This window comes from Methanohalophilus levihalophilus (assembly GCF_017874375.1).
Classification (GTDB): domain Archaea; phylum Halobacteriota; class Methanosarcinia; order Methanosarcinales; family Methanosarcinaceae; genus Methanohalophilus; species Methanohalophilus levihalophilus.
Window position 1 is genome coordinate 97,712 of record NZ_JAGGLK010000003.1, and the last position, 24,009, is coordinate 121,720.

Annotated in this window: 23 protein-coding genes, 2 tRNA genes and 1 pseudogene; 13 read left to right on the top strand and 13 right to left on the bottom strand. The window is 38.6% G+C overall.

Annotated elements, in window-relative coordinates:
• A tRNA-Arg gene (locus J2755_RS07815) sits at positions 1-75 on the bottom strand.
• A 146-nt stretch (positions 76-221) separates the two neighbouring features.
• On the opposite strand from J2755_RS07815, the gene ilvE reads away from it, so the two are divergent.
• The 7 genes from ilvE to J2755_RS07850 all read left to right on the top strand — a co-directional run bounded on the left by ilvE (position 222) and on the right by J2755_RS07850 (position 6,311).
• Positions 222-1,097: a branched-chain-amino-acid transaminase gene (gene ilvE, locus J2755_RS07820; RefSeq protein WP_209681696.1), complete on the top strand. Its 876-nt coding sequence runs from the start codon at positions 222-224 to the stop codon at positions 1,095-1,097.
• Between the two features lie 38 nt (positions 1,098-1,135).
• Positions 1,136-2,344 carry a molybdenum cofactor synthesis domain-containing protein gene (locus tag J2755_RS07825; RefSeq protein WP_209681699.1) on the top strand — a complete coding sequence of 403 codons (1,209 nt, stop codon included), beginning with the start codon at positions 1,136-1,138 and terminating at the stop codon, positions 2,342-2,344.
• Between the two features lie 120 nt (positions 2,345-2,464).
• Positions 2,465-3,253, top strand: a complete 789-nt coding sequence (gene modA, locus J2755_RS07830; RefSeq protein WP_245312841.1) for a molybdate ABC transporter substrate-binding protein — start codon at positions 2,465-2,467, stop codon at positions 3,251-3,253.
• Positions 3,253-3,921 carry a molybdate ABC transporter permease subunit gene (gene modB / locus J2755_RS07835; RefSeq protein WP_209681708.1) on the top strand — a complete coding sequence of 223 codons (669 nt, stop codon included), beginning with the start codon at positions 3,253-3,255 and terminating at the stop codon, positions 3,919-3,921. The genes modA and modB overlap by 1 nt, the downstream gene beginning before the upstream one ends.
• A gap of 3 nt (positions 3,922-3,924) precedes the next feature.
• Positions 3,925-5,028 carry an ABC transporter ATP-binding protein gene (locus tag J2755_RS07840; RefSeq protein ID WP_209681711.1) on the top strand — a complete coding sequence of 368 codons (1,104 nt, stop codon included), beginning with the start codon at positions 3,925-3,927 and terminating at the stop codon, positions 5,026-5,028.
• A 59-nt stretch (positions 5,029-5,087) separates the two neighbouring features.
• On the top strand, positions 5,088-6,179 hold the full coding sequence (locus J2755_RS07845; protein WP_209681713.1) for an OBG GTPase family GTP-binding protein: 1,092 nt from the start codon (positions 5,088-5,090) through the stop codon (positions 6,177-6,179).
• Between the two features lie 59 nt (positions 6,180-6,238).
• Positions 6,239-6,311: transfer RNA gene (locus J2755_RS07850), tRNA-Gln, on the top strand.
• 500 nt (positions 6,312-6,811) lie between these two features.
• Here the strand turns inward: J2755_RS07850 and J2755_RS07855 are convergent.
• Complete coding sequence (locus J2755_RS07855; RefSeq protein WP_209681715.1) at positions 6,812-7,393, bottom strand: hypothetical protein; 582 nt, start codon at positions 7,391-7,393, stop codon at positions 6,812-6,814.
• 224 nt (positions 7,394-7,617) lie between these two features.
• On the opposite strand from J2755_RS07855, the gene J2755_RS07860 reads away from it, so the two are divergent.
• A complete protein-coding gene (locus J2755_RS07860; protein ID WP_209681717.1) occupies positions 7,618-9,363 on the top strand; it encodes a DUF927 domain-containing protein in 1,746 nt (581 codons plus the stop codon).
• 225 nt (positions 9,364-9,588) lie between these two features.
• Positions 9,589-9,936 (top strand): hypothetical protein, encoded by a 348-nt coding sequence (locus tag J2755_RS07865; RefSeq protein WP_209681719.1) that lies wholly within the window; start codon positions 9,589-9,591, stop codon positions 9,934-9,936.
• Positions 9,937-10,165: 229 nt separating this feature from the next.
• Here the strand turns inward: J2755_RS07865 and J2755_RS07870 are convergent, their stop codons facing one another.
• The 7 genes and pseudogenes from J2755_RS07870 to J2755_RS07900 all read right to left on the bottom strand — a co-directional run bounded on the left by J2755_RS07870 (position 10,166) and on the right by J2755_RS07900 (position 16,021).
• The gene (locus J2755_RS07870; RefSeq protein WP_209681721.1) at positions 10,166-11,062 is read right to left on the bottom strand and encodes a HEPN domain-containing protein; all 897 of its coding nucleotides are present in this window, start codon (positions 11,060-11,062) and stop codon (positions 10,166-10,168) included.
• A gap of 20 nt (positions 11,063-11,082) precedes the next feature.
• On the bottom strand, positions 11,083-12,393 hold the full coding sequence (locus J2755_RS07875) for a restriction endonuclease subunit S (RefSeq protein WP_209681724.1): 1,311 nt from the start codon (positions 12,391-12,393) through the stop codon (positions 11,083-11,085).
• Positions 12,394-12,436: 43 nt separating this feature from the next.
• A pseudogene (locus J2755_RS07880) lies at positions 12,437-12,688 on the bottom strand (type I restriction endonuclease subunit R); the annotation flags it as partial.
• Between the two features lie 184 nt (positions 12,689-12,872).
• On the bottom strand, positions 12,873-13,160 hold the full coding sequence (locus J2755_RS07885) for a hypothetical protein (protein ID WP_209681728.1): 288 nt from the start codon (positions 13,158-13,160) through the stop codon (positions 12,873-12,875).
• 340 nt (positions 13,161-13,500) lie between these two features.
• Positions 13,501-14,100 (bottom strand): RloB family protein, encoded by a 600-nt coding sequence (locus tag J2755_RS07890; RefSeq protein ID WP_209681730.1) that lies wholly within the window; start codon positions 14,098-14,100, stop codon positions 13,501-13,503.
• A gap of 22 nt (positions 14,101-14,122) precedes the next feature.
• The gene (locus tag J2755_RS07895) at positions 14,123-15,370 is read right to left on the bottom strand and encodes an AAA family ATPase (RefSeq protein WP_209681732.1); all 1,248 of its coding nucleotides are present in this window, start codon (positions 15,368-15,370) and stop codon (positions 14,123-14,125) included.
• Between the two features lie 171 nt (positions 15,371-15,541).
• The gene (locus tag J2755_RS07900) at positions 15,542-16,021 is read right to left on the bottom strand and encodes an endonuclease NucS domain-containing protein (protein WP_245312842.1); all 480 of its coding nucleotides are present in this window, start codon (positions 16,019-16,021) and stop codon (positions 15,542-15,544) included.
• A gap of 466 nt (positions 16,022-16,487) precedes the next feature.
• On the opposite strand from J2755_RS07900, the gene J2755_RS07905 reads away from it, so the two are divergent.
• On the top strand, positions 16,488-16,934 hold the full coding sequence (locus tag J2755_RS07905) for a hypothetical protein (protein WP_209681733.1): 447 nt from the start codon (positions 16,488-16,490) through the stop codon (positions 16,932-16,934).
• Between the two features lie 394 nt (positions 16,935-17,328).
• On the opposite strand, the gene J2755_RS07910 is transcribed toward J2755_RS07905, so the two are convergent.
• The 4 genes from J2755_RS07910 to J2755_RS07925 form a co-directional block, all read right to left on the bottom strand.
• Positions 17,329-17,631 (bottom strand): hypothetical protein, encoded by a 303-nt coding sequence (locus tag J2755_RS07910; protein WP_209681734.1) that lies wholly within the window; start codon positions 17,629-17,631, stop codon positions 17,329-17,331.
• A gap of 110 nt (positions 17,632-17,741) precedes the next feature.
• Positions 17,742-18,680, bottom strand: a complete 939-nt coding sequence (locus J2755_RS11565; RefSeq protein ID WP_209681735.1) for an integrase — start codon at positions 18,678-18,680, stop codon at positions 17,742-17,744.
• Complete coding sequence (locus J2755_RS07920; protein WP_245312844.1) at positions 18,673-19,053, bottom strand: phosphate-starvation-inducible PsiE family protein; 381 nt, start codon at positions 19,051-19,053, stop codon at positions 18,673-18,675. Before J2755_RS07920 ends, J2755_RS11565 begins: the two co-directional genes overlap by 8 nt.
• 215 nt (positions 19,054-19,268) lie before the next feature.
• The gene (locus tag J2755_RS07925) at positions 19,269-20,324 is read right to left on the bottom strand and encodes a calcium/sodium antiporter (RefSeq protein ID WP_449288782.1); all 1,056 of its coding nucleotides are present in this window, start codon (positions 20,322-20,324) and stop codon (positions 19,269-19,271) included.
• A 45-nt stretch (positions 20,325-20,369) separates the two neighbouring features.
• On the opposite strand from J2755_RS07925, the gene J2755_RS07930 reads away from it, so the two are divergent.
• The 3 genes from J2755_RS07930 (at position 20,370) to J2755_RS07940 (ending at position 23,961) form a co-directional block, all read left to right on the top strand.
• Positions 20,370-21,149, top strand: a complete 780-nt coding sequence (locus J2755_RS07930; RefSeq protein ID WP_209681741.1) for a DUF432 domain-containing protein — start codon at positions 20,370-20,372, stop codon at positions 21,147-21,149.
• A complete protein-coding gene (locus tag J2755_RS07935; protein WP_209681744.1) occupies positions 21,146-22,003 on the top strand; it encodes a mechanosensitive ion channel family protein in 858 nt (285 codons plus the stop codon). The genes J2755_RS07930 and J2755_RS07935 overlap by 4 nt, the downstream gene beginning before the upstream one ends.
• A gap of 152 nt (positions 22,004-22,155) precedes the next feature.
• On the top strand, positions 22,156-23,961 hold the full coding sequence (locus J2755_RS07940) for a glycogen synthase (RefSeq protein ID WP_209681746.1): 1,806 nt from the start codon (positions 22,156-22,158) through the stop codon (positions 23,959-23,961).
• The last annotated feature ends 48 nt before the right edge of the window (positions 23,962-24,009 follow it).

Here is a 24,009-nt window from a genome sequence, read left to right on the forward strand (position 1 = left end):
CGGACCCGGTGGGAGTTGAACCCACGACCCCCGGGTTAGAAGCCCGGTGCTATATCCTGGCTAAGCCACGGGCCCGCGATGCTTTTATTTAAAACGGGGGTGAAGTAGGACATTGCATTTTATGCATAAAAGCCTTTTGTTGAATAACTAATAACCCATTTATATTATAATCACATCTTTTTTGCATCAACTTATTAATTTAATTAAAACGAGGATTTGATATGACAGAGCCACTTATCTACAGCAACGGTAAATTTGTGCCAAAATCCGAGGCAACCACCTCAATATTTGATCATGGTTTCCTGTATGGAGACGGAGTTTTTGAAGGGATAAGGGCGTATAACGGAAGGGTGTTCAAGCTGGAAGAGCATCTTGACAGGTTATATGATTCTGCAAAAGCAATTGCAATGGATATTCCTATGTCAAAGGAAGAAATGACAGAGGCAGTCCTTGAAACTCTCAGGAAAAATAACCTGAAGGATGCATACATCAGGCTTATCGTTTCACGTGGAGTAGGCGATCTTGGTCTTGATCCACGCAAATGCCCAACACGCAATGTTTTCATCATTGGCCAGGAATGGGGTGCAATGTATGGTGACCTCTATGAGAAAGGTTTGAAAGCAGTTACTGTTGCGGTTCGTCGCAATGCTCCAGATGCCCTTTCTCCAAACATCAAGTCATTGAATTACCTCAACAACATCCTCGCAAAAATCGAGGCAAATGACAAAGGTGGAGACGAGGCAATCTTCCTTGACAACAGTGGACACATTGCTGAAGGTTCAGGTGACAACATCTTTGTTATCAAGAATGGCAAGGTATACACGCCTCCTACAATTTCCAATCTCAAGGGTATCACCCGTGCCACAGCTATTGAGCTTCTCCACGAGAGGAATTACGAAGTATTCGAGCAGAACATTGGTATGTTTGATCTCTATACCGCTGACGAGATCTTTGTCACCGGCACTGCTGCCGAATCCGCTCCAATCACAAATGTAGATGGCAGGATAATTGGTGACGGACAGGTTGGTCCGGTAACCAAAGAAATGATAAAAGCATTTGAAGAAATTACCACCACAACCGGTACCCCGATCTACTGATATTCTTGCGCATTTGCAGGTGCAGGATGAGGGCCAGGATGAGAAAGATACTAAGGGACTTGACACCGTTTGGCAGGGCCAGGCAAATAATGCTTGGCCTGTCTCCCGGCTTTGTTGTGGAGGCTTTGCCAATTATTGACATTGCTGGACTCGTGCTGGCAGAAGATATTATTTCAGATATCAATGTCCCTCCGTTTTCCAAATCCCTCAAAGATGGCTATGCAGTCCATGCCTCCGACACAAAAGATGCTTCTTCTAATCCTGTTAGTCTTGTTTTGAAAGATTACATTCCCGCAGGAAGAGGCGACAGTCTTTCTGTTAATTCCGGGGAAACATATGAGATATCCACCGGAGCACCCCTGCCTGATGGTGCCGATGCCGTTGTCATGGTTGAGGATACCGAATTGAAGGATGGGAATGTCGTTGTAAAAAAAGCTGTTAACAGAGAGCAAAATGTGCTTCTTGCCGGTGCTGACATTTCTTCCGGGAAGTGTGTTTTGAATGCAGGCGAGCGCTTATCTCCTGCAAAAATAGGTGTACTCGCTGCTATTGGCAAATCATCGGCTCCGATCAGGATTCTCAGGGTGGGCATCATCGCAACAGGTGATGAGCTTACTGATCCCGGAACTTCTCTTGCAGAGGGAAGCATCTACAACACCAATACCTATACGCTTTCTGCAGCTGTAAGGCGTCTGGGTGCGACTCCAGTCTCCTATGGAATCGTGAAGGACAATCGCAGGGTTGCCGAAGATGTTTTTCTTCAGGCACTGGATGAGTGTGATATCGTTCTGACTACAGGCAGCACTTCCGCCGGGCAGGATGATTTCATGTATGATGTTATCGGACAATACGGACGAATTCTGGTTCACGGAGTCAACTTCAAACCCGGGAAACCGGTGATTATTGCGGAAGCAGATGATATTCCTGTTATGGGTTTGCCGGGGAATCCCACATCTGCGCTTATGATTTTTAATGAACTGGTTGCAGAGTTGATTTGCAGTGGACTTGGTATCACTGTTCCTTTCCGAAAGAAGGTTAAAGGTGAATTAATGGCTGATATTTATTCTGATACCAGGCTCGATTTGTACACTGTGAGGTTGGAAGGGGGTAGTGTATACCCTGCTGACAAAACTTCCGCTGCCATTACAACTCTTGCAGATGCGGATGGTTTCATATCCATCGATCCTGAAGTTACATTTCTTCCGGCAGGTTCAAAGGTTGAAGTAACTCTTTTTGATGATTTCTGATACTGGCTTTTGAATTGTTTTCTTGCATGCAATTCGGCACTCTTTTATACTAGAATCCGTATCATTAGCGTTATGTACAGTGGTACATATCACTAATGAGTTTGATTGGAGGTTATTTGTTTGTACAAACCTGTAGGTGGACTAATTCTGGCCTTTCTTCTGCTTGCTGTTGTAATGTATACGGTTTATGATCCGCAGGAAGAGGATAGCAAAACAAAACTTACAGTTTCTGCAGCTGCCAGTTTGACTGAAAGTTTCCTTCAGATTGAAGAAGAATTTGAAGAAGCACATCCAGATATTGATGTTGTCCTGAATCTGGCAGGTTCGGGCACACTGAGGATGCAGATTGAAGGTGGTGCCCCGATAGATGTCTTTGCATCAGCTTCCCAGAAGCACATGGACCTTCTCGCGGAATCAGGTCTAATCCTTAACAGTACAAGATCCAATTTTGCAGGCAATTCCCTTGTTATGATTGTGCCTTCAGGAAGTGGAACCAATGGGGTGTCCATGGCAGATCTCACAAGCGAAGAAGTTGGGAAAGTTGCTATGGGGGATCCGGATACTGCTCCGGTTGGAAAATACACAAAAGAAGCACTTGAAGATGCTTTTCTCTGGGATGAAATTAGCGGGAAAATCGTTTACGCAGAAAACGTGAAGCAAGTAATTGTTTATGTTGAAAAAGCTGAAGTGGATGCGGGATTTGTGTATTCAAGTGATTATATGGCGGCAGACAAGAATCGGATTGAAATGGCTGCAGAAGTACCTGTAAATTCTTCGATAAGCTATCCAATTGCCGTAGTCTCCTCCTCACCTGAAAAGGAAGCTGCAGGCAAGTTCATTGATTTTGTTCTTTCTCAGGAAGGGCAAACCATACTGGAAGAACACGGATTCATAGTAGATGGTAATTGATGATTGAAGATGCATGGATTCCCCTGTTAATTACTTTAAAAGTAGCTGGATTGTCTACTATTTTTGTAGCTATACTTGGAATTGTCATCTCATATCTTCTGGCACGAAGGGAATTTCGGGGAAAATGGGCTGCTGATACTCTGGTAACCCTTCCTCTTGTACTGCCTCCGACTGTTACTGGTTACCTGCTGGTTGTATTGCTGGGGAAAAACGGAATAATAGGTCAACCTCTTTTTGATCTTACCGGCTGGGCAATCCTTTTCACATGGCAGGCTGCGGTAATTGCGGCTTTTGTCGTATCCCTCCCGCTCATGGTTAAGACAACAGCAGCTGCAATCAGTGGTGTTGACCGGGAACTTGAGTACGCTGCCTACACCCTGGGTCATAGTGAACTGGAAACGATGCTTTTTGTCACACTTCCTCTGGCAAAGAAAGGAATTCTGGCAGGACTCGTTTTGAGTTTTGCAAGGGCTGTAGGTGAATTCGGGGCTACATTAATGGTTGCGGGCAATCTTCCCGGGCAGACTAATACGATGTCCCTATCCATCTATACGGCATTCCAGTCAGGTAATGATACACTTGCGAACATCCTTGTGGTGACTCTTGTTCTGGTTTCATTGATTGCTATGGGTTTGACTGCAAAACTAATTGATCGCTGGAGTGTGTAATCTATGGGTATTGCAGTAAATGTTTCAAAGGAGTACAATTCCAGAAGCAGGAAGGGTAAAGATCAAGACAGTTTCCTGCTGGACATTGATTTTGAAGCAGGGGATGAAATGGTGGTACTTTTTGGTCGCTCCGGCTCGGGGAAAACCACCACTTTACGCTGTATTGCCGGACTTGAAACTCCTGACAGCGGCTACATAGATGTAAACGGGCAGACCTATTACGAGAGCAAATCCGGAATAAACCTGCAGCCTCAATACCGCAGACCTGGTTACGTGTTCCAGAATTATGCCCTTTTTCCGCATATGGATGTGAAGCAGAATATTGTTTACGGACTCAAGGGCTGGGGCAAAAGCGAGAAGGATGAAAGGTTGCGTGAAATGCTTGAGCTTCTGCACATAGAGGGGCTTGAAGACCGGTATCCTTCACAGTTGTCAGGCGGCCAGAAACAGAGGGTTGCACTGGCACGTGCCCTTGCACCCAAACCCGGAATACTGCTGTTGGATGAACCATTTTCAGCTCTGGATATGGTTGTCAGGATGCGCCTGAGGGAGCGAATAAAGATCATCCAGAAGGAGCTCGGGATTCCTGTGGTATTCATAACCCATAGCCAGGATGAGGCTTTTTCCCTTGCAGACAGGGTTGTTGTTCTTCATAATGGGAAAGTTCATCAAACAGGGAGTTCGAGGGATGTGTTTTATTCTCCGGCTGACAGGGAAGTGGCGGAACTTGTGGGTGTCAGCAACATTTTTGACAATGCAAAAGTGGCTGGTTGTGCACCTGAGGGTACAGTTCTTGAGGGCAGAGGTTTACAGGTTGTTACAGGCAGTAAGATTGCAGATTCAGGCGACCTATCCTGGGGGGTTCGGCCGGAAAATGTACACTTGAAACCTTATGGAGAAAAATCCAGTTTAGGTAGTCTCAATACTTTTGCAGGTAACACAATTGAAATTACCGATAAAGGAAGCAGTAAACTTGTGGCTGTTGAACTTGATGGCAGTGATTTCATATTGCTTTGTGAAATCCCGACCCGACTCTCTGTGGATATGCCATCTTCGCGCTGTATTGTTGAAATTGCTCCCGAAGATATACTTGTTTTTACCCGGTGATTTCCCGACTCCCCTTTCCGGGAAAAATCTTTTTAACATTGAAGTGGTGATTGGTGCCAATGAGCGTTGAGGATGAGATAGCAACTATCGAAAAGGAAATCCGGGATACTCCATATAATAAGGCTACTTCCCACCATATTGGCAAGCTGAAAGCCAAGATTGCCAAGCTTCGGGAGGAGTTGCAGAAACGAGCTTCAGCGAAAGGTGGAGGTGAGGGCTATTCTGTCAAGAAATCCGGGCATGCTACAGTGACGTTAGTTGGATTTCCATCAGTGGGTAAATCCACATTACTCAACAAGCTCACAGGTGCCAAATCCGAAATTGGTGCATACGAATTCACAACCCTTGATGTTATTCCCGGTGTGCTGGAGCACAATGGAGCCACCATACAGATCCTTGATGTACCGGGACTTGTGAGGGGTGCAGCAAGTGGTAGGGGTCGCGGTAAGGAAGTAATCGCAGTTGTGCGAAACAGTGATCTGGTTGTTTTTGTTCTTGATGTTTTCCAGACCCAGCACTATGAAGTCCTCAAGCAGGAATTGTATGATGCCGGTGTAAGGCTTGATACAACCCCGCCGGATGTTGTTATCAAAAGACAGGATCGGGGTGGCATTCCTATCAGCACAACGCTTGATCTCGAACTGCCAGATGATCTCATAAAAGCGGTACTTGGTGAGTACAAAATTCACAATGCCCATGTGCTTATCAGGGATCACATTAACCTTGACGAGCTCATCGATGTTATCATGCTTAACCGTGTCTACATTCCGTCTGTTGTTGTAATCAACAAGGTTGATCTGGCGGATGAGGCAACCATCCAGAAATGCAGGGAAAACTTCCCCGATGCTCTCCTTATCTCTGCCAATGAAGGGGAAAATGTTGAAAAGGTCAAGGATCTCATTTACGATTCACTTGATTTTATTCGTGTGTACCTGAAACCTCAGGGAGAAGCTGCGGATATGGATGAGCCGTTGATTATCACTTACGGCAGTACGATTGGAGATGTTTGTGATCACCTGCATCGTGATTTCAGAAACAAGTTCAGGTACGCCCAGATTTGGGGCGATTCCGCCAAACATCCCGGACAGCGTGCAGGACTCGAACATACGCTGGAAGACGGTGACATCCTGACTGTTATTATCCAGAAGTAAGACCTAATCCTCAAAAATGACATAAATATAAGTAGGATTATGCAGTTTCAATTTTAAGCAGTCCCGTAGGGTAGTGGTCAATCCTTTCGGCCTTTGGAGCCGAAGACGGTGGTTCGAATCCGCCCGGGACTATCTTATCTTTATCGTCTGTTGAGAGCGATTTTTCTAGATTTGAGAGTCTTTTTTCGATGTTATTCAGAACTTGCTCTAGTTGGGTTTCAGGAGAATAGTTTACACTTTTTTGATCAATAATTACCAGAAATGCCTGTTTTCCTTCATGCTCAGTAGGGTGAATTTCTGCTTTCTCACCAACGAGATGCAGGTATTCTTTCGGCAAGCGTAGAGTTGGATACGCCCTTGTTTTGCTTGCACTTAATTTTGTAATTTTAGTTGTAAATGGTTGTTCTGACATAGTTTAAACTATGTGTTTACACGTTAAATACATTGCGTACTAGCCAATAAAGTAGAAACTCGCATTCCACCCTTACTGTATTAAGCAAAAAAGCTCTGTAATGACTAGGGTGACGGTATATAGGAATCGCAATTTTTATTTCTTAGGGGGGTAACACCATCACATCACGTTTAGAAAATTCACTTTCGAGCCCCTTCCTAAATTTCTAAGGCAATACAAATTAATCAGAATCTTCTTGCGACATAGAATCAAAGTAAAGCTTTTCTACAAAAACTAGATCAACAAGCATGTTTTCGGAATCCTCTGCAATCCATTCATAGAATTCTTCAGCGTTACATATGAATTCATATCCTGGAACCTGACCTGACCGAAGTAGTTCATCTATTTTTTTTAAGAAATCTATAGTATCAGGATCTTTTTCGAAAATATATTGTATTTTGTCGTAAACGACATATATTGAAGTTATATGCTTTCTATAATTTTTTTCGAACACGTCTTTGACAAGCTCTGAGACCTTTTCATGAGATGAATCAATATCATTTTTCCTTACTCCATCTTTCATAGTTTTCATTGCAATTGCTATGATTATGTATTCATATCGAGTATTTGTTCCAAAGAGAGTTTGTCGGTCTTTCCATACTTTTCTAGCAAGGATAAAGATATAATCAAGTTGACTTTTGTGTATCTCTAGTGCAGATAAAAGAGATTCTGTAAACTCACGCACCTCTCTCTCAGTAGCAGTTTCATCTGCTGTGATGTAGCCATACTGTTTATCCAATCTCCGAATATTGTTCGCACTCATATCAAACCAAACTCATAATTTTTGATATCTAATATCTAGCAAATAACTACCCGCTGTTTCTATAACATCCAATAAATTTATATATGTTGGTTAAAACCGACGATTATTATGGTGTAGGGAATAATGAACTTCCTAAAAAAGTATCCGATATGGATATAAATCAAAAAGTGTAGTTGAACGATCACGATTTCAACGAAGCTTTTTGAAAAAACGGAGACATAAAAATGCCTACAGAAATTGACTTTCAAAATAGTCTCTTATATGAGACAGGAACAGTAAATGGAATAGAGTTTGACACAACCCCAGATGAGTTAAAAATCCGTAATGCCATTGAGCATGTAACATCTGCAAATTGCTGGCAGGGGATTGAACTTCCACCTGGGTATGAGATTACTAATAACAAACTGTGCAAAATGAATGGAAAATATCCAATTTGCCGAAAGCCTATAGTATTATCTGCAATCGGAGAAAACATTGACAGCGGTGAGTTTTGGTATAAAATTACTTTCATGGATCCTCTTGAAAGAATTCAGGAGATTTATGCAAAGCATGAGCAGATAATAAAGAAAAATGAATTGATGAAGATAACAAACCAGGGCATCCTTGTTGATGAAAAAAAGGGTGCAGAGTTGTGTGAATATTTAGCAGATTCAATTGATTATAATGCAACAAATTTGAAACACAACATGTTTGTCTCGAAAAATGGTTGGAAGAATAATAATGAAATTTTTGTGCTTGGAAATCAGTATTACTCCTCTGAACATATAGGTCCAGTTAGACATGTTAATGAAGAGTCAGTAAAAGGACTAACCAAGAAGGGTACCTTGAAAGATTGGGTGGCAGGTACTAGAGACATCATTGCCGAACCTATCATTCGGTTTAAGTGCTATTGTGCTGTGTCTTCAAATATTTTGAGACTATTGGACATGCCACCTTACATAGTGGATCACAATGGAAACACAAGTACTGGCAAGACTCTGAGTACTAAATTTGCTTTCAGCATGTATGGAAATCCAGAAGAACTCATGCTTTCCGGACAATCTACACCGACTTACTTAGAAGAGATGGCAAGTAACTATGATGATTTTGCTTTGTGCATTGATGAAACCAGTCTACAATCATCTGAAATCCTTACAACTATAATATACATGTTCGGCAACGGTTCTGGAAAAGGGCGTGGAAAAAAGGATGGCGGAGTGAGAAAAATGAAACGCTGGAAAAGTGTTGCATTCACGACTGGTGAAAAACCAATTGCTGACGCCGATGGTTTTGGTGGTCAACAGGTAAGAGTAGTTGAGATCCAGAGGGAGTTGCCAAAGTTGCCTGAAATTGTCAAAACTACCGAAGATACTCTTGCAGGAAACTATGGGCACGTAGGTGAGTTGTTTATCAGGAAAGTATTCGAGCACAAAGATGAACTTCGTTCAAGATTTGCATACTACAGAGACATGTTTACAAATAACGAATCATCTACAATGAATCGGGCTGGAACCTACTTTGCAGCTATTGCAGTTGCAGGCGAGTTGCTGGAGGAAGTCTTTGATGAAATTGGAATTGAAGTTATAGATCATCTTGAGTTAGTGAAAGATTTCTTCAACGAAACTGTGAAGGAGAAACCGATTGTACCATATCCAGTTAAAGCCCTCCGTGCCGTAAACGGTTGGTTTGAAGAGAATAGAGGCTATTTCGTTGTAAATGATGATATGGACTCATACAAGCACGCTGTGAAGTATGGTTGGATTACACGAAATGGATATCTGGACATCATTACTTCCACTTTGAAAGATGCAATGAAAATGCAAAACATAAATCTTGGAAGTGTTCTGGATTCTTGGGAAAAAGATGGCATCATTACTCTTAGTGCTGGAAGAAAGGATTTTCAGGCAAGGCATTCTGATGGCAATGGTGGAAGCCCACGAATTGGTGTATATAGGTTTAACTTGGAGAAAATGAGGGAGTATCTGGAATAAGCGGGTATGTCACATTGTCACAACTGTCACAGGCTTTAGATATATAATAATAAATATGGACAATTATAATAAAATTAATTATATATATTAAATATGTGACACTTGTGACATTTGTGACAGAAGTGCTATGTAGACTTGTATTTGTCGCTGCTAAACACTTTTTCTTGTCTTAAACAATAGACAGAGTCGCAGACACGCGATTTTTTATGATAATTGGTGATTAAAATGATAAATCAAAACGTTAAAAAGTGTATCGATAATTGGACAAAAGAGGGCAAATGCCCTGTATACGAAGGCTGGCCAAAGAACCTTTTTAGGCAAGCTGGTAAAGAAGGAACTGCAAAAATCACTCAATTCATTAAAAAGCGATTTTATGCAACTGCAGATTTCATTGAATATTATTTCTGCATGCCCTATCTGAAATGCGAAATTGAACCAGACTTGCTATATGTTCATTGGAATGATTCGCCGAACAAGAAGGGAAGGATGGAAAAAAGAGATTCAAATAATCAACTGGATTTCTTTTTTCAAAATGGCCTGATATCAAGTTCTTTAGTAGCCAGTTCGATTTGAGAATATATGGGATACAAGAGGTTTTGCATCAATCCTCTTGTTTTTTTATTCATACTTATGTGGTACAGGTGATGCCTAAGACTCTTTGAAGATCCTTGTGAAACTTCCTGTACCACCTAAAGCAACTGCATCAATTATGCGCGAAACTACCTGGATGACATCATTTTAAAGAGTTAACTTTTCTTTTTTAGGGGGGTACAGAGGCAATTAAATAAGGAATTCAAAAGGTTCAGCCTTCATCGATAGAAGTGTCAGAATATAATTTGTCACCCGTATTGTTCCACAACTCATGGAACTCTCTAAGTTCATGTATTACCTGCAAATGAACTTCAAATAAACTAGGTAGCTTTCTAACCAGAGGAGATTTCCAAGTAAAAATTTCCAGAGGACTTTTTCCTTTTTCCGGATATCTTGCAATATTAGCAAGAGGCAGAGTTATTACTGCTAAATAAAAAAGAGGTATGGTTAAGAGTGCATTTTTATAATTAATTATGTAGTAATTTTTTAGTGCATCCCATGCATCATCAAAGTTTATATTTTCAGCTTCTTCCTTGAACTTAAGAACAGCCTCTTGAGGGAAGTTATTTTTCTCCACCCACTCCACAATTTGATTGACATTTTGTGACCATTCGTTTTTATCAATATTCAATTTAAGAAATGTGTCCATTTCTTCAGTAATCTGATTTTTTTCATCTTGTATTTCCTTTAATAACTGATTGATGGCTGTTGCTTTTATGAAAATCAGATCATCGCTTTGCTCTTTTATTTCGTCAATAGTCTGAATAGCAAGATTAGATTGCTGAACAATGTTTTTAATCTCTTCTTTTTGAAAAAATGGTAGATCTTTATATATTGGATGCTTTTCAGATTGCTTTAGAAACTTGCCGAATTTTTGTTGAGCTCTACGACTGCTTTTCTGATGAATAATGATTGCTTCATGCCCGATTTTATCAGAAAGGTATTTTTCATTGTGATTGTTAAGTAACGTAGCAAGTGATTTATTCGCTTTTTCCACACTCTGAGCAAAATAAAAAGCCGCTTGAGGATATAATTTGTTTTTGTGAAGAATTCTGGAAGCTTCTAGATCCCGTTCTGCAATTTCCAACAACTCTTCGGCTAAGTTCATCGTAGTTCATCCCTAAAACATTAAGCTGTAAGAAGGTGATTCACAGCCGCTTCCATCAGTGTTTCATTGTCTGACTGTGCTTGCTTAATCTTTGCTTCAAGCTGGTCGCATAGTATCATAAGTTGATCGACTTTAGCTACGATGCGTTTTTGTTCTTCTAGAGGTGGAAGTGGAATAATTGCATTTTTTATAATCCCTACATTGAGATTTGGTTGAGCTCCTCCAGCAGCTAAACTTCGTAACTCAGCATATTGTTTTGTTAAAACAAGCTTTACGTAGCTTTTGCTGATCTCAAGAGAATCGATAAAAACTAACGCAGCACATGCTTGATTAATAGTAGCTTCTATTTGAATTTCTGCAACCTGTCCTCGCGTTTTTCCTTGTCCATATAGTGCAATTATTAAGGTTCCAGGAGGATAAAGTCTTAAACGACATTCTTCTACTGCTTTTTGTGTTATATGTGTTTCAGCATTATCAACAAACTCAAGTGAAGTAGCCGAACTAGTTATCCATGGAATTGTGCCATTTTCATAATATTCTGCCTGAGTCTTCAAGGGGGTGCTTCCCGTTCCGACATCGCACAAATCTATTAGTCGAACCCATTTCCACTTATCAGAAATTTCATAAGGAGTTTTGGACTCGTCTATTTCAAGAGATTTGCTGGTTTTCTTAATCTTCCCTCCTTTCATCAACCTATCCTTTTCAGCCTTAATTCTCTCCAAGAGAACTTCCGCTGGCTCATCACTAGCATCCTGCTCCACAAGCTTCCCTTGCACTGCAAGCTGCAATATTGTTTGTCTGAGCTTCTTTAAATTATCCAGATCTTCATAGAGCAAATCGAAGTTCCCATAAACAAACTGCCAGTGCTCTGCGAATTCTTCTGGACTGGCGGCAGCGAGCATCTTGCTAAGTGCTGAATTGTTCAAATGGTTGCGGTTTTCGTTCTTCTTTTGTTGGAGTGATTCAAGCTGATCACATACTGCCATAAGTTGATCAACTTTAGCTACGATGCGTTTTTGCTCTTCAAAGGGAGGAAGAGGAAAAGCGATATTTTTTACGATACCGGTGTTTAAATTTAATTGTGCACCACCAAAGGCTCTTTTTTTGAGCTCTCCTTGGAAATATAAAAAGAAATAATACAAATACTTAATAGAGATTTGATTTTTATTTAAATAAGGAAAAGCTAAATAGCCATCATGGATACAACCATTTATTCCTAATATAGTTGGAACCCCTATGGTTGCGCTATTAGAAAGAACAAAAGTTCCTTTTTCAAGGTAAACACTCTTTTTTGCCCCTTCTTTAGTTAGAAATTCATCGGTGTCTTTCAATACCCACCCATCAGCATATTTCCTTATATCCGAAATTTTAATCCAATGAAAAGGTGTTCTTCTTTGCTTCAATTACAGCAATTGGAATATTTGGTTTGTAGTACAGGATATAATCAGCACGCTTATTTTTACCACGAGAGACTGTTTGGCCGCTAACAATTACTCTTCCATCGGTAAGTTGAACCTCTTCACGTACTTGCGTTTGAAGATTCCATCCTGCTTTATCGATAGCTGGGGTAATGAATTTAGTACAAACGTCCCTTTCACTAAGATCATATTTGTTTATTTCATCCATATTCCAGCTTTCCATTAATTGTGTCAGAATAATACTCAATAGCTAACTTTATAACTTAAAATATAAATTTTGATATAAGTAATTAATTCAAGTAAATCTTCAAAAAAGAAATTAGCTAATCTTCGTCTTACTCCTAAGTAGAACCATCGCATCAATTAAATTGCGTAGAGTCATCTGTTAATCATCATATTTTTACTTCACCAATCCATTTCAAGAACAAAAAGAAAAGAATGATTGCAACACCTGCAATTGAAAATCCTGCAATTTCTCCAGGCAGTCCTGCTAACCATTCAAGTGGACCTAACCACCAAGGAATTGCACTTTCTGCCACTAACTCTACACCAGTTGCAATATCTGCTTGTTCTGGTTGTATTGCAGATTTAAGCGCAAAAATAGCTACTTTGATTAGAAACGGTAGTGCAAAAAATACAAAAACAATGAGAAGTGCAATATCTTTTGCGTTTGAAGCCATATTTGATTAGATGTGTCTCCCCTTAGATTTAAACAAATTGGAGAAACACTAGTTTAAACTGTTTACTTTGTTTTCCATAAAGAGAACGCTATTTGAATAATGCTATGTATTATGTGAAGACTTCTTATTTGTAGCCCTTGAATACTTTTCATGAAGTCGTTATAGCTCTAAGTGATACAGGTGATAACTAGGAATTCTTGAAGTCCACTATGAAAATTCCTGTACCACTTAAGCACTCCGCTTTTTTAATACCTCTGCCATAACGAGTGAGAAAATATGAACAAAGAGCAACTCACAGAAATAAGCTAGATTTAGAAAAAATGAAATATAAGAAACTTGTTCATGGGTTGAAAGTTTGAAGGGTTTCCACTAATTCGAAAACTAATGTAGAAGGGTTACTATTCCTGCTAATTATTTCCATACCATTCGAGTAATGCATATCATTAATTTGCTTTGAATTCTTTACTGCAATACCGATTTTTTGCTTTGTTTTCGTATAAAGTTCAGGATCCGTTTTCTTGTATCCTCCAAGATGGGTATCTAATTTACTTTTAAGAGCACCATGCTCAATTTGCTTCATGTAACATTCAAAATGTGAAAGTATCCAAAATTCAAAACAAGGATTTGAAAATATTAAGTTTATATCATTCAATTCTGACATTTTTTTCGCGTCTAAAAGTGATTGATCTGAATTTGCATCTCGATCAAATACACAGAAAATTAAATCGCCTTCTAGAAAGTCTCGGGTATGCTTTTTAAAATTTAGAATATGCTTTATAATGCCTACAGGATCTTTGTTATTGGAAGAATTTACTTTGATTTTCAATGATCTCAATCTTAGATCTACCTTCAATTTATCGAAATAGTATTTTTCTGTTTTTGCTCCTTCGCAGAATATCCAAACTGTTTTTATGGATTTTTTCCCTTCACCCCTGACCATTTATGGTACCCCCTCAAAATATTTAATCAAACAAAGTCTCATCAATAAGAGGGACTCCACCAAACCTTCCATTGAGATATGCTCTTTCAAAGTCTATCTCTTGCCGAATGTCATAATCCAAAAGTGAACTTAATTCTGTGGAACTATTTTGCTCTTTTGAGAAGAGATACACTTGATCCCTTCTGAAAACCTCATTGTCAAGAAGCGTCGTATCATGTGTTGTAAAGATAACTTGTGCATCTTTGTTCTTTTTACTGTTAAACATCCTTACAAGTAGTCTTGTAATTTCAGGATGGAGACTTTGCTCAAGCTCGTCTATGAATGCAATGTTGCCTTTCTCAATTATATCAAACAATGGGCCCAAAATTAAAAAAGTTTTCTTTGTACCCATGGATTCATCGTTCAAATCAAAATAAACAATTTTTCCATCCTCATTTTTGTGCATTGTCTGTACACTAAACACATCATCAGTACCATCTTTACTTTCAAATGAAGAGTTCTCGTGTGAAAAATTAAAAGTAAATTCTTTTACTGGAATCTTTTTCTTCTTGATCCGAATATTTTCAATGCCCCCAAAATCGGCTTTTTTCAGCACATCGAGTATCTTCTTCTTAAAGTCACTATTTTCATAGGCTTTATTAATTGTATATCCTTCCCAACTCGGATTAATATTTACAAGATCAATATTTACAATTATTTTTTTAGAGAAAAAATCGTATGCATCCTTTGTTTTATCATAGCCCAACTGCGTTGCTCGTGAAAGGTAGAGAGTATTATCAATAGTCTGCGATTTCAACAAGTTCTGTTGTTCTTCATCAATTGGAAAAACGAATTTTTTCGTTTTTTCTCTTGTAAAGATTGGTTTTGGGTTTTGCTTTGAAATGTCATACAAATACTCACTAACAATCTTCTTTGATGTGCATGAAAAACCATATTTGTAGGTTTTATTATTTTGGATGAATTTGATCTCAAAGTTACTAGGCTTTTTTTTGCATTCTTCGCTCAACTTAAATGGAGATACGGGAATATTTGAGTTTATATTAAAATTGTGAGAGTTTAGCACTAGGCCCTGCATGAAATACATTGCTTTTATAAAATTAGATTTTCCAGAAGAGTTCGCTCCATAAATGACAGCTGATTTGAGAAGTTTTTCTTTTTTATTTAATTCAATAAGATTCTGTGGTATTTTTTTACTTGAGCTTGAATCCATACTCAAGGTAACTTTTTCTTTGAATGAAAGAAAATTCTCAACAGAAAATTCTATTAACATACTTTGGACTATGAACTTCTAGTTGATAAGTATATCCTAGATTTGCTGTAATAATGCATAAAACCTCTATAATTCAGTCTATTTGGAAGCAATATTCGCTATTTTTGCTTATTTTCTGCAAAACACTTGCGAAAATTCATGTTTAAACCATTTCTAAAGATATACGTAAACTTAGGCTTTTTTGTCAAAACAAACTGTGTAAACCTCTATCCCTGCCCCTTTGCAAGCAGTAATTCTGCTATCTGAGATCTTTGCACAAACAATTCCAAGCCTTATTTTTTCCAAAGGAATTCCGAATTTTTCCGAATAAGGGATTTTGAATCTTTGAACTTGTCCGATAGCATTATCTCGCGCTTCAATTTCTATCTCAATCAAGAGTGTTTCGTCATTCTGAGTCTTGAAAACGACATCAATTCTTCCACCCTCAACTTCAACTTCAGTATCCTCAAAAGTCAACTTCTCTTCCAGAAATTCAGGAAAAGTAGAAATTATCCTTGAAATATCGCCTTCCGAAATACTCTCGGAAACAACGATATCTTTAATGTCTTCTGATTCAATTGCTTTGTTAAGGTGAGGTATAATATCATATCTCTTTTGATTCTTTACATGAGGATATACGGCTTTGAGTTTATTTTCCTCGTATTGTAACAAGATTCCAACCTTTCCAAGTTTGTTCTTGTTACGTGAAATTGGAAGAGGGCCATTTCCTTGGCTTTTTCAAATTGTTTATAGAATTCGTGCCTTTCAATAGGGATTATTCCATCTACCACATCAATGACCATAATCGATTTTGTGAAATGCTTGTTACTGAAGATCGAATTCTCAGCATCTTTAAATTCTCAGTAGAAACATGTTTTCATGTAATTAAAGACGCATTTTTATAGATTTTTCATAACTAGGTTTGCAATTTTAATAGACTATACCCCATCATGGCTGAGTATTTTCACATGAGATGGATGCCAATACAGTACCATCAAAAGAGTTTATGGAATCTTAATTTTTCTCACCCATTTCTAAATATAATATGCAATTCAACCTGTAAATCGGACACTAAGTTTAAATATTTAGAAATGGATTAAAGAGCGACATTTACATTAATTTAATGAAGGGGATGGAAATGAGTACAAAGTATGTATTAGTAACTTTGATGTTATTGATCGTGACTATAGCGGCACTTGGATGTACAGAGAGCAAAGATACAATAGTAGGAACTTGGTATTATTCAGATGAAAATGCTCCAGAATTAAACACTTTCTTATCATTCTATGAAGATGGTATGGTTGTCTATAGTGATGAATCCGGAATGCCATATTCAGCTTCAGCCTACAGATCATCTGATTCTGAAGAGAATACAATAATTAAATATCACGGATCTGATATTTCTAGACTCACATATGAATTTACTAATGATGGTCTTGAACTTGAATCAATGTTGCTTGAGAAAGTAGAGACTAAGCCAGTGCTAAATTCTGAAAAAATAATCGGGGATTGGACAATCTCATTTCTTACAGAAGATGAATATGACATCGACTTTTACCTGACTTTCTATGACAATGGCATATAGGTAATCAAAGCATTTGATGAATCTATATACAATTATGGCACTTTTAAGTATGAATTATCAGATAACAATTTAAAGATAATCTCTGATGCTGGATACTATTCCGATGGTGAAAGACAATTAAGTGAAGATGATTTTGAAATAATTGAACTAACTGAAGATAAAATAACTTTAAGCATAGATGGAGAGGGGGTACTGCTTGAAAGATACGCTTCAAATAGTTGAGCTACTAAGGCTCAACTAATTTTAAAGAATATGTAGTAGTGAATTAATGAGTAAATCTGCTCAACAAGAATTGTACATTTGAAGCGCGTTACAACTTTTGCTTTTGTCAAATGTTAAAGGCTACCATACAAACAGTGAAGTAATGGTTTACACCAAGTACTTCACAATTTTTTTACTTTGTTGAAGAAACATCATTGTCCACTTGAATTGCTTTGAATTTTTTATCTATTAGGATGAAACCGTATCCAATTGCCCCAGTAATTAGAGATGTGAGAATACTCATGAAGTATAAATTATTTGCTTCAGATTCCATCATATCAATCCAACTACTATCATAATTTGCCAATCCAATTTGATTATTAAGTTCCATAATCTTGATTTGTCTTTGAGCTTCGGAGTGTTGAGAATCGGACATCAAAAGACCAAACAATGCGAATAATATCAATATAATTCCAACTGTTTTAATAAAACTCATATGATCACATCAGACAAATACAAGCAATGTATATAAAAATGATTCACAATAATTGAAGAAGTATGCAGTATTGTCTCCAAACCATAATGAAATCCATATTTTTGATTATTTTAATCTCCAAAAGCGGAATCAATATATGGCACCACTTTACCATAATTGAGAATGCAGTTATTGAGCTTGTCTAAATAGTTAGTCATCAAAACTGAACCATTAGAATGTCCAACCATGTATTTTATGAAAGATTCTTGAATTCCAGCTTTAACACACTTGTCTATGAAAAAGTTGCGACCATATTTCAATCCCAGTCCACGCCTTCTGAAGTAAATTCGTGATGCTTCAATGTCAATATACATTTTGTAGAGTTGCCTGGCAAAAGCTTCAGGCATGAATGCTTTAAACGCTTTTTTCTGACCACGTTCCCAATCGATGTCATAATACGCTATGCCATTTTCATAATGCATCTTCTTAGGATCAAACTCGGTAAGAACTTTAACCGCTTCTACAATGCGTATTCCGCTGTAATAGACAAGTTGTATCAGGTATTGCATCTCCTCATCTGTAGTTCTCTGAAAAACATTACAAACGAGTTCATCACTGGGAACATAAGTATCAGTGCCACATTTTCTGATCTTTAATGTATTTTTTAACTCTGCTGCAAAGTAGGCTGATATCATACGCTTTTCAACGTAATAATTGATCAAGTTGCGGACTGCTTTGGCATACCAATTCCAACCTTTATCAACACCCATTGAAACATCGAGTAGTGAATCAATATCCGATATCTCTGTACCTCTCAAATGCTGATCTAAGTACTTGACATAGCACTTTGCGGTACCTTCACTCACCCTCCCATGAATCCATCGTGTAAACTTTTCTCTCTCAAAAGTGTAATTTAGTACATTTAAAGTGGCTTCTGCACTTGAAAATGCTCTTGCCTTTGGAGCCGAAGACGGTGGTTCGAATCCGCCCGGGACTATTTGCTTTTTTGCACATTTCTGCCAATGATATTTTAGCAAGAGATTCTTTTTTAAGACAAGAATTTCACTCACTGCTATCGCTTACACTACAGCTATCATGTGGTGGATATTTCGTAGCCATAATCCTGATTGCGCCTAATACCATCAACAAGACGGACAGGCTCAGGATGAACTCATATTCTATCTTCTGGGCGTAAATACCAGCCGCAATCTCACGCATTACGATCAAAATTGTAGCATCGGTTAGGAATGTGAGTCTGATTCTTTCATGTTCGCGGTAATCAACAAAGGTCTTTATCAAATCAATAAGAACAAAGACCGTCAGGACGCTAAAGACCACCGTGCTGAAATTAATCAGGGCTATACTGCTGTCGATTGCTCCTATAATAATTATGGCTGTGCTGGCTAAAATCTTCAGGACGGCTAAAAGCAGGGCTACCAACAATATGTAAAGAACAACTATGGTGACATAGTCTATGACAGAATTAAATACTTTTGTATGATTCATTTTATCACACACCGCTTCAACGAACTCCCCATATTGCGGCTGTTTTCTTAGAGAATTATTTAATTTCTCCAAATATCACCATATCTACTTTCATGTATATTAACTAAACCAGATATTGGTAGACAAAACAGAAAATGCCGGGAACGGCTTTTTCATGAAGGTATATTGAGAGTAAACAACAAGATAAGGAATATCACATAAAGAAAAATTAGTGCAATTCCCTCAATTTTCCTTATTTCCCAGTGCGTGTTGATAAACCAGAGAAGAACAGCAGTAATGAAAATCATAAAGGGAATAGTAAGCGACAAACTGATTCGTGTAATCTCAAGGGGAAATATCAGGGCAGAAATACCCAGAATCAGGAAAATATTTGTTATATTTGACCCAATCACATTTCCGATTGCAATATTTCCATAGCCTTTACGTGCAGCGGATATCGTGACCATTAGTTCAGGAAGGGACGTCCCGACTGCTACAAGTGTTATTCCTATAAAAGTATCCGGAACCTGAAATAGTTCTGCAAAAAAGATTGCCTCTTCAATAAAATACCTGGCTCCGATTATTACTGCAATTCCGCTAAATACGAGAATCAGGACATCTCTGCTGATTCCATTTGCAGCAATTTCATTACTTTGTTTTTTTCCGGAAGATCTGTTATTAATTCCGTTTTTAACACGCTGGTTGATTGACTTCACGTATTTGAACCTGAAAAAATAGTCAATATATTCCTTGAAGTAGAACTTGCCCTCGTATTTTGATTTATCCTCAAACAAAAAGAGAACATATGCAACATAAAACAGAATCAAGATAACCGCTTCTATTTTTGATAACTGCAAATCAAAAGCGAGAACTAAAAAAAGAATCGCAGCAAACATCATTATGTACCCGTCTCTTTTCAGCATTTCAGTATCTGTTTTTACTACTGACAAAATGGCGGCACATCCAACGATAAGTGCAATGTTTGCGATGTTTGAACCAACGATATTTCCTATTACGATACCGCTTGACTGGGCAAGAGAAGCAGCTACACAAGAGGCAAGCTCAGGTATCGATGTCCCCACTGCCACCAGCGTCAATCCTATTACAAATTCGGAAACCCCAAGGCTTTTTGCAATGGACGACGCGGACTTTACAAAATAATCTGAGCCCTTTACAAGAAGAATAAGTCCTGTTACGAGGACGAGTATGTTTATGAGCAACAAAAGCACATTGAAATAACTTATATTTATTATTTTTGAGATAAGCAATCATCGATGATAATGCTTTATTATACCAACGATGTATTTACTTTGGAGAGCGATATGACGGGGGACATCCAGAAAAATAATTATGGTTCATTCGGTTCTTCGAAAGACCTGACATTGGGTGATTTGGAAATATCAGTTTTTGAAGAGAATGGAATTTCCTATTATAAGCGGATACAAGAGGATGTGGAAGTCAAAAAGGTCCTTTCATCGGTTGATGCGGATATTGTAATCAATCCAATTGAACCTGTCAACCTCCCGAAAGATATTTCTTCATACCTGCTGGTCGAATTTGAATCTCCTTTGCTTGTCCCTTCGCTATCAAACAAGACAATATACGTTACTTTCCCGATAGAAATCGGAATTTTTCTTCAGACAAAAAAGAGCCTTGAAGTAATTGACATTGTTTCAATCGTTCGACCGAAGTTTACCTTATACGGGACTTCCAGTGATGGAATTATATGCAGATATCATAAATCGGCTATATATTCTGAAATTCCGGTTCTGTCTTCCTTTGAAATGGGCGTAATTGAGTTGACTATCGACAACAAAAGTGAACAGATTGCCGAGGTAAACAAAATTGTTCTGAGTGCTTATGGTATGAAAATATATTATGATGAAGCTCTTGTTTCAATGAAGGCAAATATGGAAATCAATAGCAAGAAAATAGCCGAAACAAAGTTTATTGATCATCCTATTCTTGGAGATATGTTAAGATCAAGGGAATTATATTCCCTGAGTAAAATTCATCTTAATTCAACAAAATATGTTATGGAAAAAGGAATATGAATAGTAGCACTTCACTTGTTTCTCTTGTTGGTCATCCTTCAATTCTGCCTATTTTGCTATCGGTTATAATAGTAATTGCAGCTGTGATCATTGGAAAGGCTCTTGGTTTCTATTTGAAAAGGACTTTTTCTGACAGGATTAGTGAAGGCAATGCCGAGATTATCAGCAAGGCAGTCTACTATTCCGTAATCATATTCACTATTGTTTTCGTGCTTTTGCCAGCCTTGGGGATAGAAGCCTCAAGTTTCCTGGTAGCCGGTGGAATCCTCGGTATAATTATCGGATTTGCTAGTCAGAGTATTGTAGGAAACCTGATTTCAGGACTTTTCCTGATTATTGAAAGACCCATTGAAATAGGGCAGCAGGTTGATATTGGCGGGAATGTTGGCATAGTTGAGGATATCAGTATCATTTCTACGATAATCAGGACTTATGACGGGCTTTACGTTAGAATCCCCAATGAGAAAGTTTTCACAAGTGATATCACAAATTACGTTGCAAACGTTGCACGAAGATTTGAATATAAAGTAGGGGTGCGTTATAGCGATGACGCCGATCGGGCTATTGGCATTGTCAAAAAAATGATTGACGATCATCCCCTGGCTCTGAAAAATCCTGCTCCCCAGCTTTTTGTAAGTGAGCTGGCGGATAATGCGGTGACAATAGTTGTAAGGATATGGAGTCCTGCAACAGAGTGGTATTCCCTTAAAACCGAAATGCTCTGGAAAATAAAGAAAACACTGGAAGAAAACGGAATAGAAATAGCATTTCCACAGAGAACGGTTTGGTTTGCAAATGAACTTTCTCTCAAAGAAAAAAGCTATGATTCAAAAGACAATACAATCGGGAAATAATTTCCCGAATTGGGTTTTTGCAGCTACTTTTCACACCACCTGTTAATATCAATGCAAGTCAAACCAAGGATTTAGTTTTTATAGCTAGTTTCACATATCGCTATTGGGGAATAATAAACTGATCTTTATGATCAAGGGGGAAACTTACTGAAATGCTTAAGCGGAAGTGCATTATTATTGCCGGCGAGGAAGCCGGTCCGAAATCCAACAAGATGGGCGGAATATGGAACGTTATTGACGCAGAGGTAAATACTCTTGCCTCGATGCTTGCAGACGGAACCCTAAAGGAAGAAAACGTCCCCCGTATTTTTGTAGCTGGTCCTTACTTCGGCCATAGCGGATCCGATTGGAACAAAGGCTTAAACAGGATTACAGATCTCAGCGAGTTTGATGAGTATGAACCAGATGAGGAACTGAGTTCGATATTTGAGAAACTCAATGCAGAAGGCATAGAAATAGTCATCGGATCCAGAAACTTGCATGGCATAGAAGTAGTACACCTGATGTTCAAAACCAACAACTTTTGCAGGGAGTCCGTTGAGTATAAAGGGCAAACTATATGTCTGGAAAATAAAATAAAGGCCGAAGCTTACGATCTTGTAGGTCTTGATTCCTTAACCTATGAAGAATTGCCCAACCGGAATGAATATTCCCATTACCTGAACCTTTCATATGCAATATCCGAATTTGTCAATGCGCTCGTAGATATTCGGACAGATAAGTCCAAACAATATGAAGACAAGGCAATGTCGGAATTTGTGGCTTCCCTGATGCCTACACTATATGTTTCATTACACTGCCATGAGTTCGGTGTTTTCTACTCAATTGCCCGGCTCAAGAAACTTGGTGTAACAATTAATTCCGTGGCCACTCATCATGCCACAATTCCAGGCAGGGCTGCAGGGCACCGTTCCATTCAAAAAATCCGCGATAACGACAGTTCATGGGGAGAAAATGTTTCTCTCAACATGGGGGCGCTTGAATCTTTGTCTTCATACGCTGATGTTGTAACGGCGGTAGGCGATTCTACAAAAAAGGAAATAAAATTGTTCTACGGTATTGATTCTATCATTGTAAGAAATGGAATCGATCTCGAGTCTGTTGAATTTGACAAACTGTGGGAAAAGAAAAAGCAGTGCCGTGAAAGAATGCAAAAAATCGCAGTTGAGAAACTGTACAATGCATATGATGGATTAGCTCTTTCCCCGGAAAAAATCATTCCAATATTTTCCATATCCCGTATTGAAATTGAGAACAAAGGTTATCCTGACTTGCTTGATTCTCTTGTTCTTTTAGACAGGATGGTGAAAATTGAAATAGAAGGTGGCAGGCTTGATGAAGACTACAGGGTTATTTGTTTCATAATCACTGCGCACGGTCCCAAAACAAATTTGCCTGGAAATTTCCCTCTGCAATTCCCGGAGGAAACATTGATGGGTGAAGAGATAAGGCTTCAAAAAATGATCGTTGACAGGGGTCTTGAATGTTCCAAGCTATCAACAGGCAAAAGATATGTTTCTGCTGTTCTTTACCCCCAATGGCTTTCAAAAAATGATGGGGGGTTCGATATGTCAGTTGATGAGTTTATGGCAGGCTGCATTGCAGGTATTTTCCCGTCAAGATATGAGCCATTCCTTCTGACCGGGCTGGAAGCCGGGAAAGAGGCAACTCCCAGTGTTGTAAGCAAAGTATGCGGATTCAGTGACGCTCTCCAGACACTCAAGCGTCTTGTAATGGGTATGGGGGGTGTTGTAGTCGTGGACAACATTGATTTGTCGTATCTTGAAACAGTTGCTGATTACGCTCTTGCAATGGATTATTTCATAGACACTTACACGTATGACAAGGTAAAATACAATCTCCTGTGTCAGGAAGCCAACCTTCTTGCCAGGGATATGAACTGGAGGGAACCTGTCAAGCAATACTATGAGATGCTTACGGGTAAAAAAGCCATTTGATAGGAAAAGGTTGCTGATACTAAAAAAAGCATCTGGTTTAGGGGCGGT

Coding starts and splice junctions, on each gene's coding strand:
- ilvE (WP_209681696.1), top strand. CDS start 222: ATGACAGAGCCACTTATCTACAGCAACGGTAAATTTGTGCCAAAATCC.
- J2755_RS07840 (WP_209681711.1), top strand. CDS start 3,925: ATGGGTATTGCAGTAAATGTTTCAAAGGAGTACAATTCCAGAAGCAGG.
- J2755_RS07940 (WP_209681746.1), top strand. CDS start 22,156: ATGCTTAAGCGGAAGTGCATTATTATTGCCGGCGAGGAAGCCGGTCCG.
- J2755_RS07935 (WP_209681744.1), top strand. CDS start 21,146: ATGAATAGTAGCACTTCACTTGTTTCTCTTGTTGGTCATCCTTCAATT.
- J2755_RS07885 (WP_209681728.1), bottom strand. CDS start 13,160: ATGGCTTCAAACGCAAAAGATATTGCACTTCTCATTGTTTTTGTATTT.
- J2755_RS07890 (WP_209681730.1), bottom strand. CDS start 14,100: ATGGTCAGGGGTGAAGGGAAAAAATCCATAAAAACAGTTTGGATATTC.
- J2755_RS07910 (WP_209681734.1), bottom strand. CDS start 17,631: ATGAGTTTTATTAAAACAGTTGGAATTATATTGATATTATTCGCATTG.
- J2755_RS07870 (WP_209681721.1), bottom strand. CDS start 11,062: ATGAACTTAGCCGAAGAGTTGTTGGAAATTGCAGAACGGGATCTAGAA.
- J2755_RS07930 (WP_209681741.1), top strand. CDS start 20,370: ATGATAATGCTTTATTATACCAACGATGTATTTACTTTGGAGAGCGAT.
- J2755_RS07905 (WP_209681733.1), top strand. CDS start 16,488: ATGAGTACAAAGTATGTATTAGTAACTTTGATGTTATTGATCGTGACT.
- J2755_RS07825 (WP_209681699.1), top strand. CDS start 1,136: ATGAGAAAGATACTAAGGGACTTGACACCGTTTGGCAGGGCCAGGCAA.
- J2755_RS07860 (WP_209681717.1), top strand. CDS start 7,618: ATGCCTACAGAAATTGACTTTCAAAATAGTCTCTTATATGAGACAGGA.
- J2755_RS07855 (WP_209681715.1), bottom strand. CDS start 7,393: ATGAGTGCGAACAATATTCGGAGATTGGATAAACAGTATGGCTACATC.
- modB (WP_209681708.1), top strand. CDS start 3,253: ATGATTGAAGATGCATGGATTCCCCTGTTAATTACTTTAAAAGTAGCT.
- J2755_RS07845 (WP_209681713.1), top strand. CDS start 5,088: ATGAGCGTTGAGGATGAGATAGCAACTATCGAAAAGGAAATCCGGGAT.
- J2755_RS07895 (WP_209681732.1), bottom strand. CDS start 15,370: ATGTTAATAGAATTTTCTGTTGAGAATTTTCTTTCATTCAAAGAAAAA.
- J2755_RS07865 (WP_209681719.1), top strand. CDS start 9,589: ATGATAAATCAAAACGTTAAAAAGTGTATCGATAATTGGACAAAAGAG.